13 protein-coding genes and 1 tRNA gene are annotated in these 12752 nt (G+C 33.8%); 10 read left to right on the top strand and 4 right to left on the bottom strand.

Going from position 1 to position 12752, the window contains the following annotated elements:
• Window positions 1-12: 12 nt before the first annotated feature.
• Both K8344_RS07880 and K8344_RS07875 read left to right on the top strand, forming a co-directional pair.
• Entirely contained in the window at window positions 13-732 is a 720-nt protein-coding gene (locus K8344_RS07880) for a head GIN domain-containing protein (protein ID WP_237608189.1), read from the top strand.
• A 128-nt stretch (window positions 733-860) separates the two neighbouring features.
• Window positions 861-1292, top strand: a complete 432-nt coding sequence (locus K8344_RS07875; RefSeq protein ID WP_237608188.1) for a hypothetical protein — start codon at window positions 861-863, stop codon at window positions 1290-1292.
• A 72-nt stretch (window positions 1293-1364) separates the two neighbouring features.
• Here K8344_RS07875 and trxB read toward each other — a convergent pair whose 3' ends face one another.
• Window positions 1365-2336: a thioredoxin-disulfide reductase gene (gene trxB / locus K8344_RS07870; protein ID WP_237608187.1), complete on the bottom strand. Its 972-nt coding sequence runs from the start codon at window positions 2334-2336 to the stop codon at window positions 1365-1367.
• Window positions 2337-2572: 236 nt separating this feature from the next.
• Here trxB and K8344_RS07865 point away from each other — a divergent pair.
• A tRNA-Pro gene (locus tag K8344_RS07865) sits at window positions 2573-2646 on the top strand.
• 86 nt (window positions 2647-2732) lie between these two features.
• Here the strand turns inward: K8344_RS07865 and K8344_RS07860 are convergent.
• On the bottom strand, window positions 2733-3020 hold the full coding sequence (locus K8344_RS07860; protein ID WP_237608186.1) for a hypothetical protein: 288 nt from the start codon (window positions 3018-3020) through the stop codon (window positions 2733-2735).
• Between the two features lie 648 nt (window positions 3021-3668).
• Between K8344_RS07860 and K8344_RS07855 the strand changes: the two genes are divergently transcribed.
• The 4 genes from K8344_RS07855 (at window position 3669) to K8344_RS07840 (ending at window position 6220) form a co-directional block, all read left to right on the top strand.
• Window positions 3669-4586, top strand: coding sequence for a DUF5996 family protein (locus tag K8344_RS07855; protein WP_237608185.1), 918 nt, complete (start codon window positions 3669-3671; stop codon window positions 4584-4586).
• Window positions 4587-4702: 116 nt separating this feature from the next.
• Window positions 4703-5314: a trimeric intracellular cation channel family protein gene (locus tag K8344_RS07850; RefSeq protein WP_237608184.1), complete on the top strand. Its 612-nt coding sequence runs from the start codon at window positions 4703-4705 to the stop codon at window positions 5312-5314.
• Window positions 5315-5337: 23 nt separating this feature from the next.
• The gene (locus K8344_RS07845) at window positions 5338-5655 is read left to right on the top strand and encodes a GNAT family N-acetyltransferase (protein WP_237608183.1); all 318 of its coding nucleotides are present in this window, start codon (window positions 5338-5340) and stop codon (window positions 5653-5655) included.
• A 424-nt stretch (window positions 5656-6079) separates the two neighbouring features.
• A complete protein-coding gene (locus K8344_RS07840) occupies window positions 6080-6220 on the top strand; it encodes a hypothetical protein (protein ID WP_237608182.1) in 141 nt (46 codons plus the stop codon).
• Between the two features lie 8 nt (window positions 6221-6228).
• Here K8344_RS07840 and K8344_RS07835 read toward each other — a convergent pair whose 3' ends face one another.
• Together K8344_RS07835 and dinB are read right to left on the bottom strand one after the other, a co-directional pair.
• Entirely contained in the window at window positions 6229-9216 is a 2988-nt protein-coding gene (locus tag K8344_RS07835; protein WP_237608181.1) for a DNA polymerase III subunit alpha, read from the bottom strand.
• Window positions 9217-10431 carry a DNA polymerase IV gene (gene dinB / locus K8344_RS07830; RefSeq protein WP_237608180.1) on the bottom strand — a complete coding sequence of 405 codons (1215 nt, stop codon included), beginning with the start codon at window positions 10429-10431 and terminating at the stop codon, window positions 9217-9219.
• 295 nt (window positions 10432-10726) lie between these two features.
• Here dinB and K8344_RS07825 point away from each other — a divergent pair, with 295 nt between their 5' ends.
• The 3 genes from K8344_RS07825 (at window position 10727) to K8344_RS07815 (ending at window position 12721) form a co-directional block, all read left to right on the top strand.
• Window positions 10727-11269: a DUF4287 domain-containing protein gene (locus K8344_RS07825; protein ID WP_237608179.1), complete on the top strand. Its 543-nt coding sequence runs from the start codon at window positions 10727-10729 to the stop codon at window positions 11267-11269.
• Window positions 11270-11513: 244 nt separating this feature from the next.
• Entirely contained in the window at window positions 11514-12002 is a 489-nt protein-coding gene (locus tag K8344_RS07820; RefSeq protein ID WP_237608178.1) for a MepB family protein, read from the top strand.
• Window positions 12003-12058: 56 nt separating this feature from the next.
• Complete coding sequence (locus K8344_RS07815) at window positions 12059-12721, top strand: hypothetical protein (protein ID WP_237608177.1); 663 nt, start codon at window positions 12059-12061, stop codon at window positions 12719-12721.
• Window positions 12722-12752: the final 31 nt, after the last annotated feature.

Here is a 12752-nt window from a genome sequence, read left to right as displayed (position 1 = left end):
AACTAATCAATTATGAAAATATCAAAAATAATCACCCTTTTTGGAATTGCAGTGCTATTAAGCGCATGTAATTTTAATATCGATATTGGTGAAAAAGGAAATGGAAATATTGTAACTAAAGAACGTAGTGTTTCAGAAAATTTTGAAGAAGTTCGCGGCAGCGCTGGCTTGGATGTTTACCTTACTGAAGGTAGTGAATACAAAATTGTAGTAGAAGCCGATGAAAATCTTCATCAGTATATTGAAACCGATATTGAAAATGGAAAACTTCACATTACCACTTCAGAAAATATCAGAAGTTCTAAAGCTAAAAAAGTATACGTTACTTTTAAAGAGTTAAATACTATTGAAGCTAGCAGCGGTGCAAATGTAGTTGGAAATTCCGTTATTAAAAGTCAAAACCTCACCTTAAAAAGCAGTAGTGGCGCCGACTTAAATGTAGAAGTATTCGCTCAGGAGGTAAATGCTAAAACTAGTAGTGGAGCAGATATGGAAGTTTCCGGAAAAGCTTCCTTCTTAAATGCTGATGCTTCTAGCGGCAGTGAATTGAATGCGAAGAAACTATTAGTAATTAACTGTGAAGCTGAAGCGTCAAGCGGCGCTGAAGTAATTGTTAATGTTCGAGAAAATTTAAAAACGAATGTAAGTAGCGGAGGTGAAATTAACTACCACGGCAACCCATCTTCAATAGAAAGTAATAAAAGTTATTCAGGTAGTGTGAAAAAGATATAAGAATTGGAAAACAACACATTATAATCAAAAACCTAACATTTTCATAAGAATTTGTTAGGTTTTTAAAATTTAATACAATTTTAAGCGTTCATTATTCATAAAAATCGAAATTTGCAAAAACGATAATTATGAAAAAACTCCTTTTAATATTAGCGGTAGTAACATTATTTTCTTGTAATTCTGATGATGATGCAGGGAACGTAAAAACAGATGAATTTGAAAACATTAAAACCACGCTTCCGCAAGGAAAATGGAAAATAACTAAAATGGTAGACGGCACCTCAGATCACACGTCCGATTTCCAAAGTTTTTCATTTACATTTAATGAAGATGGTACCGTAACCGCTAAAAATGATATTTTAACCGAGCCAGGAACTTGGGCATATCAAAGCTCATCTAACAGTGGGGAAGAGTTGGTGCTTCAGTTCAGTGAAATGGAACCTTTTGACGAATTAAATGACGACTGGGATATTGTTTCGGTGAGTAATGTAAAAATAGAACTTTCAGATATAAGTGGTGGGGATGGAGATACTGAACTCTTAACTTTTACTAAAATTTAAATAGTTTGCTTATCATTATAAATAAAAATGCCGCAACATTTGCGGCATTTTTATATTAATCTATTCTGTAAATTACTCTGCAGTAACTTCAGATTCTGTTTCAATTGTTGCAAGATAACGTTCTGCATCTAACGCGGCCATACAACCAGTTCCAGCAGCTGTTACTGCTTGGCGATAGTCTTTATCTTGTACATCTCCACTGGCAAAAACTCCAGGGATATTTGTCTTAGTAGTTTTTCCTTTAGTGATGATGTAACCCGTCTCATCCATATCAATTTGTCCTTTAAATATGTCGGTGTTAGGTTTATGTCCGATTGCAATAAACAAACCTGTAATTTCTATATCAGATTTCTCTCCTGTTTGATTATTTACTATTCTTAATCCCTCAACCACAGAATCTCCTAGTACCTCGTCTACTTCAGTATTATATAGTACTTCAAGGTTTTTAGTGTTGTTTACCCTGTGTTGCATCGCTTTTGAAGCACGCATATAGTCCTTGCGAACAAGCATTGTAACTTTATTACAAATATTAGATAAGTAAGTAGCTTCTTCAGCAGCAGTATCACCAGCTCCTACAATTGCAACGTCTTGTCCTTTGTAGAAAAACCCATCACAAACTGCGCAAGCAGATACTCCACCCCCGCGTAATTTTTGTTCACTTGGAAGACCTAAATATTTAGCTGTAGCACCAGTTGAAATAATAACTGTTTCTGCTTCTAATTGAGTGCTATTATCTACAGTAATTTTATGAATTCCTCCAACTTTATCACTAAACTCTACGTTAGTAACCATTCCAATTCTAACTTCAGTTCCAAAACGCTCAGCTTGTTGTTGTAGCTGCACCATCATAGTAGGTCCATCAATACCTTCAGGATATCCTGGGAAGTTATCAACTTCTGTAGTTGTAGTTAGCTGTCCACCTGGTTCCATCCCAGTGTAAACAACAGGTTTCAAGTCTGCGCGTGCAGCATAAATCGCTGCCGTATAACCTGCCGGCCCAGACCCAATGATAAGGCATTTAATTCTTTCAATAGTTTCGCTCATGATATTCTCTTCAATAATTTTCGAACGGTAAAAATAGCAACTTTTAAAGGAAAAGACGTTTAATTTTTATTAAGATTTGTTATCTGAGTATTGGAAACTACTATTGTGCCTGAAATAAAATGACATTAAAACTCCTTTTCAATTTAAAAAGGTTGAATTAGGTTGAGTGTTTTACGGAATTTAAACCTCCCCTCTTGTAAAGATTTGGATTTTGGGTATTTTTGTGCTCTAATTATCGAGATGTAGCGCAGTCTGGTAGCGTACACGTCTGGGGGGCGTGGGGTCGCAGGTTCAAATCCTGTCATCTCGACAAGAAAAAACACCAAATAACACCAAAACCCTGTAAATCATATGGTTTACAGGGTTTTTAGGTTTTCGAATTCATAGCAGAAAGTATTACAATTCACCCTTTCTGACAAATTGGTAGTAATTACTTTTTTTCCCATCGATGATTCTTTCATCGTACAGCAATTCAAAATTATTTTCATCAAAAATTTCAAAAAAAACATCCCAAGAAATATTGTTTAAAAATTCTTTATTCTCGTGAAAATTGATTCTTAACATTTGCCCTGCCATAGACTTATTAGGTATTCCTTCTGTCATAGCAGGCACACCTTCTCGCTCTTCAACCCAATTTCTAATGGTTGTATGGTTGTCGGTTGTTTTTAATTGTTCTGAATTCATAATTTATGTATTTTAAAATATCTCAATCATATTGTCGATTGTCTGAGCTATTGGTAACGTCAGCCTGAATCATGATTACCTTGCCGATTTTAATTTTTAAGGTTAATAAAACTTCTTATCATAAAGTTAGCACTAATATAAAAATACTAACAATCATGTAATTACTAATTCTCAAAGGTTTAACAGAATTAAAGATTATTGGTTTTTAAAATTACCATATCTACGATAGTCAGGTAGTTATTAAAATTCGAATAATTTAAGAAGCAAATTACTAGAATCCAAACCCTTGTATTTGGAGTTGGCTTTACTAAAAATTGAAGCTAATTCACAAAATTTAATTGGTTTACAGTAGCCATGTTTTAATTATTTCCCAATACCTAATGTTTCAAATTTTGAAATAGGAGAATGTTTTGGGTTTCGAAAAAATAAAAATTGGATTGGATTAAATCTGTGCAAGCGAAAAGTGACCTTGCATTTAAGAAATATTTAAATTTATAAAACCCTAAACACGAAAACCATTGTCTCTTATTTTTTAAGGGCAAATCAAAAATTTAAGAAAGAGTTTAATAGTATATTTTGGTCAGCCTACACATATTGATTAACTTATAGACTCTAAATTCGTTTGCCTAATTATTTAAAAATAAATCTATGAAAAATGAAAATTGGCCTAAATTATCTTTTGATAAAGGAAAAGAAACCTATGAGACACTTCACTTATGGACCCAGATAATAGGAAAAATTAAATTGGAACTCAACCCTTGGATAAATCATTCTTGGCACACCACTCTAGAAATTACAACTCACGGCCTAACTAGCGGGCCTATTTTTGCCGAAAACAAACAAATTGAGATAAGTCTAAATTTTTTAGAACATCAGTTAACTATAGTTTCCAGTGAAAATGAAAAGAAAAGTTTTGACCTAAAAACTCTTAAAGTTTCTAGTTGTTACAATGAGCTTATAAACTATCTGAACGATATTGAAATTGACGTTAAAATAAACACCCTTCCCAACGAAATGGAAGACCCGCTTCATTTCCACGAAAACCATGGTGGCACTTATAATGAAGAAGTTGCTATCAATTTGCATATGGCCTTGTTGAAAGTGAACCGAGTTTTTTATGAGTATCGCTCACAATTTTTAGGCAAAAGCAGTGAAGTAATGTTTTTTTGGGGCAGTTTTGATTTAGTGGTTTCACGATTCTCAGGGAAAGAAGCGCCTTTACATCCTGGAGGTTTTCCTAATCTCCCAGATTGGGTAACACAGGAGGCATATTCACACGAAATAATGAACTGCGGGTTTTGGCCTGGCAGCGAAGGAACCCCATTTGCTGCGTTTTACAGCTATATCTATCCTGCACCAGATGGTTTTAAGGAAGCTACTTTGAAACCTAACAGCGCGTACTTTCATAAGGAACTTGGAGAGTTTATTTTAAAATATGAAGACGTTCAAAAAGCAGACAACCCCTCAGAAGTATTAATGGAATTTCTTCAAAGCAGTTATAACACCGCTGCCAATCTCGCTAAATGGGATAAGGAGAAGTTACAATTTAACTTGAAGAAAAATTAATCTCTTGTAGAAAAGATAAAGACTATTTACTATCCTAATTCTTAGATGGTAAATATATCGGTTACACGAAAACAATATTGAAAGATCGATTTTACATCTAAAACGAAACAAAAAATATGGATATAAATGTTCTTTATGTTTTTGATATGATTGGAACGGCTGCGTTCGCTCTCTCTGCGGTTATACCAGCTATACGAAAGGATATGGATCTTTTTGGAATATTTACAATTGCCTTTGTAACCGCAATTGGAGGTGGAACTTTAAGAGATTTACTCATTAGCGCTCCTATTGTCTGGCTACACAATATGACTTATGTTTATATTATTATTGGGACGGTAATTCTCGCGGTAATTTTCAGAAATAGATTGATTTATATGAGTGAATCTATTGCCTTTTTTGACACTATTGGCCTTTCTGCATTTACGCTAATTGGTATTGAAAAAGCAATGGACGCGGGTTACTCTGTACTTATATGTATTGCCATTGGAACAATGACGGCGTGTTTTGGTGGGGTTATTCGAGATACGTTTTTGAATAAAATTCCTGTAATTTTTGTAAAAGAAATTTATGCAACTGCAAGTATTGCCGGAGGAATTGTGTTTTTTTCACTTTTAAACGTACTTCCCAATACTTATGTATATGTAATTACTGGGTTGGTAGTTTTTGTAATCCGTAGTCTTTCAAAAAGATATCACATAACCTTACCTACAGTACAACTAAAAAAATAGCCTAATCAATAAAAGATAGAATTATGAAAACTGAATATACCAACATTCCTTTAGTAAAAAACGAAGAGAAAAAACGCTTTGAAATTGAGATTGACGGGCACTTTGCTTTTATCGATTATAAAGAACCTGGTGACAAAATCGCATTAATACACACTGAAACCGATCCAGAACTTGCTGGGAAAGGTGCTGCAGCTGCCGTTGTAGAAAAAACATTGCATTATCTGGATGAAAATAATATTGTACTGCTTCCTTTTTGTCCTTATGTATTCGCCTATATAAAGAAAAATCCAGAATGGAAACATTTAGTAAGTCCTAAGTTTAAGGGTTATGATAAACTATAATGTAGTTTGATGGTAATTATTAAATTATCTGACCGAGATAGTTAATTCGGGATCTCTAATGTCCCCCACTCCTTATCTTAAGTTTGATATTATAAAGCATTAGAAAATTAATTATTTCTATGGATAAAAGACTATCCTAAAGCGACTATGGTCGTGGCTTCGAGCACAGTCGAATACTTTTAGTTGCTGATAACTAACTAGATCTCGTCTGCGCTCGACCTGACAAATCATTTATTTCGTAGCTTTTAGACAGCTTCTTTTTTATAATTTTCTCAAACCTTGTAATTGGAAATATTTTTGGATTTTAATAAAATTTGGAAGTTTAATCTCTATTGGTCTTATAGACTTAATTTTATAATTTTATACTTTATAGGTAAAATTGATGCTTTGAATATCTAATACTTAAAAACCTAAATCTAAAATTATGGATGATAAAGAAAATAATACCCGCCCCGAACAACGACCTGTAGATCCTGAAAAAAATAATGCTACGCAAGAAAGAGAATATCGAAAAGATAAGAGAGCAGGGAAAATTGGTAATACGAAAAACGATTCAGAAGAATAGTTAAACTGTTAAAAAATAATATTCTTACTAGAGTTCTCAATTCCAGATTGCCGTGGGTCTGGTAAAAGATTTTGAAATTTTATTTTTTCTACAACAATAGATAAGTAGTCTAAATCATCAACTACCTTTCCTGTAATCAAATATACTCCGTTTGTTCTTATAGAATACTTCCGCGCAATTTCAGGAAAGTGAACTGTATCAAAAATCACTCCTTCGTAATCGATAAACGTCCCGAAAATCATAATATCGCCTTTACTAGTACCTGTCTGCTTGGCGGTAATCAACTTACCAAAAATAGAAATACGCTTTCCTATATTATAGGGAATGTCTTTAGCCAAACAATTAGGCAGGTTGTCTTTTTGAATTAAATTGAAATACCCCTTTAATGGAAAACCTATTAACTCCAATTCATCGTAAGCGTCAATTAAATGATTGGTAAGTATTTCTGGCAATGTAAAATTTACTTGCTTAGGCTTAAACAACAATAATGCAGTATCATCAAGCTTGTTTTTTGAAGATTTAAGATGAGCTTCCCACATTATTTGATGCTTATCTTTTCCTGTAAACCTAAAACAGTCTATTCGTATTAATGTTATTAATTGTTCGATACCAATAGGTACACGATCTATAAAATCATCAAAGTCCTCAAAATCGCCATACAATTGTCTCGATTTTAATATCCTCTCCACTACCCTTTCCTCCAAATCGCGTATTAACACAAATCCCAAGTAGATGGTTTTACCTTGAATTATCGTTTCATAAAAACTATTATTTATACATGGTTTTTCTACAATTCCACCCTGTAGAACTATTTCTTGTACATAGGTTTCAATAGAGTAAAATCCACCACCATTATTAAGCACGGCAACCATAAATTCTAAAGGGAAATATCGCTTTAAATATAAGCTCTGATAACTTTCTACAGCATAGGATGCCGAGTGGCCCTTAGCAAAAGCGTAACCCGCAAAAGCACTTACTTGATTCCACACTTCCATTGTTAGTTCTTCCGAATACCCTTTTTGCAGACAATTACTCTTAAACTTTTTCTCAACAGCGATAAATTCCTCCTTAGATCTAGACTTCCCACTCATCCCTCTTCTCAATACATCTGCTTCCCCCAAATCCAGTCCCGCAAAATAATGCGCTACTTTTAAAACATCTTCCTGATAAACCATTACCCCATAAGTTTCGTGAAGAATTTCTAATAAAACAGGATGACCGTTCTTTCGCTTTTCGGGGAATTTGTGCCTAATTATATATTCATTTTTCATTCCGCCATTGGTTACTCCAGGCCTAATAATCGAGCTTGCAGCTACCAGACCTAGATAATCTTGCGTGCGCAATTTGGTCATTAAAACACGCATGGCAGGAGACTCAACATAAAAAACGCCCATACAATCTCCAGTTTTCAACAATTCATTGATATTAGGGTCATTTTTAAATTGATAAACCTGATTAATATCTGCTACTTCTGCTTCAGGCTGATTGTACTTTATAATTTCCAGACATTCTTTTATCTTAGAAAGTCCTCGTTGCGCTAGAATATCAAATTTAAAAATGCCAACATCTTCAGATATATTCATATCAATCTGAACTGTTTGAAAGCCCTTTGGCGGCATAAATGTGGCAGCAAAATAGTTGATAGGTTTATTCGTAATTAAAATTCCTCCGGAATGAACACTTAAATAATTTGGAAACCCACTTATTAATTTCCCGTATTTCACAATTAGTTGAAAATATTCATCCGTTTTGGAAGCCGTTTTTCCACTTTGTAAAAATGCATCTATTTCGTGTTTTGGAATTCCAAAAACTTTACCTAGCTCTCGTACTACTGCCCGGTATTTAAATGTAACATAAGTGCCCATTAATGCAGTGTTTGGGAATTTCTGAAAGATATACCGTGTAATATCATCCCTATCGCGCCAAGAAAAATCTAGATCGAAATCGGGAGGTGAAGACCTATATATATTGATGAAACGTTCAAAATAAAGATCGAGCTCAATCGGGTCGACGTTTGTGATTTCAATAATATAAGCAACTACACTATTAGCACCACTTCCACGACCTATATAAGGGTAATTTTTCGACTTTGCATATTGCAATAAATCCCAATTAATTAAAAAATAGGATACAAAATCCATCTCCTTAATAGCTTTAAGCTCCTTTTCAATTCTATCATAAACAACCTGATCAGGATTTGGATATCGTTTTTCGAGATTCTCAAAAACCAATTTTCTCAAAAAATTAAAATCAGCATCTTTATCATCCAAATAACACTGTTGATTCTGATTCTCTCTTTCAGAATTGAATTTGAAAGCTACACTTGTTTCAGAAAGTAGACTCTTAGTGTTTTCAATTGCAAGAGGAAATTCTTCAAAGTGATTTAATATTTCTACTTTTGAAAACATCTTATCAGTTTTTAAACCTTGTTCTTCTTCAGGTAGTTTGCTTAACAAAGTGTTTAACCCAATTGCTCTCAATAATCTATGAGCGTTATAATCTCTTTGCCCGCGAAATGTAACCGTTTGTTGAATAATTAAATTTTCATAATTCCGATATTTCGAAAACTTCAGCTTTCTTAGCCCCACCACAGACACCCCTATATATTCATTTTCCTTAAATGAAGTTTTTTCCAACTCCATTACCTTTTCAAATGGATATATAATTGCACAATCCTTTAGGCTAGGACATAAATCAGGAAAGTCTTTTTTTTGATGTAAGTATTCGGTTAAATGTTCATTTAAGCATTGAAACCCTAAATTACTTTTTGCAATTACAACATATTGCTGATTTATTCCATTTCGAAAATCGACACCTACCGAAACCTTGATATTATATGCTGAAGCATTTTTAAGCACGCTCAAGCAAGCAGAAGTGGAGTTAATATCGGTAAGCGCAAACGAGTCAATATCATTTTGCTGCGCCAATTCCAGAAGCTCAATTTCTGAAATGGTACCGTAGCGTAATGAATAGTAACTGTGACAATTTGTATACATTTATTGCTTTCTATGTGCCAACAACAAAGGAGGTTCGCCATTAAAAGGATTGTGATTGCTACGAATAGATTTTACATCTAGCGTAGAAGCTCTCATTACAGCTCCGCTGCCAAATCGATTTCTAATTTTATCGAGTGATGCATATAAATTCAAATTCTTTAAATTGTCGTCAAACAAGTTTATTTGATAATGCCCCCCAGTAAGATGTGAGAAATTAACACCAATTAATCGCACCAAAATTCGCCTTTGATATATTTTATTAAAGAGACTGTGAATAAGCGGTATTAAAATATGATCGGCACTCGTAAAAGGAATTTTTAATTGTTTGCTATAAGTGCTAAAATCTGAATACCGTACTTTAACCGAAACACAACTTGTAAGCTTATTGCCCAACCGCAATTGATAAGCGAGTGTCTCCCCCATAGCAGTTAAACTAGCTTCAAGTTTTTTAATGTCTATGGTATCTTTATCAAAGGTTCGTTCGGTAGATATAGATTTTCGTTCGCTATATTGCACCACTGGGGTTTTATCAATACCATTGGCTCTATTCCAAATAAGTCTTCCGTTTTTACCCAACACCGAAACCAACATTTCTACAGGCATATTCTGAAGGGTGCGGACTTCGTGGATTCCCAAGTTTCGCAACTGTTGACTTGTAACTTTTCCCACCATCGGGATTTTACGAACAGCAAGAGGAGCTAAAAAATCTTTCTCAAAACCAGAATCAATTTTAATCTGATTATTAGGCTTTGCCTCTCCAGTAGCCACTTTAGAAACCACTTTATTTTTGGAAAGGCCGAATGAAATTGGCAAGCCTGTTTCTTTAATAATAGTGTGTCGGAGTTCTTTGGAAAATTTATAGTTTCCAAAAAAACGATCCATACCCGTTAAGTCGGCGTAAAACTCATCTACACTAGTTTTTTCAAAAACGGGAACTTGAGATTTTATAATTTCGGTCACCATATCCGAATATTTCATATAGGTGCTAGAATTTCCTTTTATAACAATAGCTTCTGGACACAGCTGCCTTGCCATTTTCATCGACATTCCGGAGTGTATTCCAAATCCTCTAGTTTCGTAACTACAAGCAGCAACCACTCCTCTATCCCCAATACCACCAACTAGAACAGGACGTTTCAATAAACGACTATCTAAAAGTCGCTCTACCGAAACAAAAAATGTATCTAAATCTAAATGTAAAATTGACTTTTCCATTGATTTCCTACTCGCTAAAACTATAAATTGAACAATACAAAACTATGGATTATTTCCATTAATTTGGAAATAATCCATGTTAAAAGATATTAACAGTAAAAGTGATATAGTGATATTTAATGGAAAACGAGGTAGTATAAAGCGTTAGCTTTAATATATTGTGATTTTGTTTCGTTCAGCTCACTTCGCTAGTGTCTATTTGGTTTGAATTGGTTAAATTAGTAGCCAAATCATGCAATCACTCTCACCGGAAAGCATGACCCACTAAAATCCGAAGAATCTAAAACATATTCCTATGGACAAAGCTCTCAAAACAATGATTGACAATATGCCTGAAAAAACAGGAAAATCATTAAGCGAATGGAAAGCAATCTTAAAAGAAAAATCTTTTGCCAAGCATTCAGAAGGTGTAAAATTTCTAAAAACTGAGCATAATGTAACTCACGGATTTGCCAATACCATCGTAACGCTTTCTAAGGATGAAAATACTTCTTCCGAAGATCTTATTGAAAATCAATATAGAGGTAAAGAAAATTTAATTCCAATTTATAAGGAACTCATTACATATATTAAATCATTAGGGGACGATGTGACTATAACCCCAAAAAAAGGAAGTGTAAGCATTATACGGAAAAGACAATTTGTATTAATTAAACCGGCTACTAAAACTAGAATCGATTTAGGTTTTAAGCTCAAAGATAAACCTACCACCGAAAGACTTGAGAATTCGGGACCATTTGGAACTATGTGTACTCATAGAGTAAAAATATCTGAACCGAACGAAATTGACAGTGAACTTAAGAAATGGATTAAAGAAGCTTACGAAAAATCAATGTAAACTACCTATATCGACCTTTCTGTCTAATTACTTCGATAGTGCGCGATTGCATCGCGTTCCCCTCCTAATTCCCCGTTCATACATAGTAGTAAAACACCGCAAAATCATTTAGCCATAAACCACCCCGCTACCTAAGAACCGAAACTTTCGAGGGCATCATCACGAAATTCGGATTTAGCATTTACCAAACCATACCCCAATAAAACCCAACAATCCCATACAAATAAATAGAGAGAACATTAAAATGAACAGCAATTTAAAAAAGATTGAAAGAGAAATATACGTCAAATGTTCTCTTCAAATTTCGGACTTAAAAAAAGAACCAGAAGGAAAAGAATATGATGCTTGCCAATTCAAACTTAACGGAATGAATATTATTTGTAGAAGTTCTAAAATTACACCTAAAAAAATTGGACAATTTGTAACTTTCTGGAAACGAAATAATGATGGAATAACAGAACCTTTTAACGAAAATGACAAGGTTGACTTTTATGTAATAAATGTAAATTCGGAAAATAATCTTGGGCAATTTGTATTTCCAAAATCTGAATTAATTAATAAAGGAATAATAGCAACAAAACTAAAAGACGGAAAAAGAGGGTTTAGAGTTTATCCTATCTGGGACAAAGCAGAAAATAAGCAAGCTAAAAAAACTCAAAAGTGGCAGTTAAATTACTTTTACGAAATAAATAATTCAACGGACTTAAATAAAGTGTCGGAATTATATAAATAACAACTATTAATACCCGCGCTGCTGCGCAATTATATTATACGCATCCCATAATTTGAATGAAAAATTCCATTTTAAAATATTCTATATTTCTCCTATTACTTTCTAGCTGTAGAATAATATATCCTGACATTAAATATGAGCCCATCAAGTTTGGTTCTTACTACTTTCCCACATATGATGAGGTGCAGTTTGAGGAGAAACAAAAAGAATCTGGAGAAATCAATCCGTGGATTTACACAGGGCCTAATGATTCTCTTAGTGAATTCACTAACCAATGGTACTCAAAACACCTTAATAGTCTTGGAGAACCTATCTTATACACCAAGACGAATAAACAAAAAAAGATTATAAGGTTCACGCATTTAGGCACTTGGTCCAATCCTTATTCCTATAGATTAGAGAAGAAAGATAAGGTGATAAAAATCACATACAATAAAACAAAAGGACTTGGTGGCTATAAAGCAGGTAGGAGAATTAAACACAAAACAAAGAAGGTAGCCTTGGAAAAATGGGAAGAAATAATTGAAAAAGTTGAAAATATTGATTTTTGGAGTATTGAAACTCACGACCCCAATATGGTTTTAGACGGAGAGGAATGGATTTTAGAAATCTTAATCGACGATCGATACCATTTTATAAGCAGAAATAGCCCAGATGTTTATGATGGAAAAGAATATGCGGAATTATGTACGCTGATAGCGAACTCGTTTAGCGAATAAAGTTATTGCTAACAAGAGTACAAACACTATT

Origin of the sequence: Aequorivita xiaoshiensis, from assembly GCF_022008395.1 — a bacterium.
Taxonomy (GTDB): domain Bacteria; phylum Bacteroidota; class Bacteroidia; order Flavobacteriales; family Flavobacteriaceae; genus Aequorivita; species Aequorivita xiaoshiensis.
This window is presented reverse-complemented; position numbering and strand designations above follow the sequence as displayed.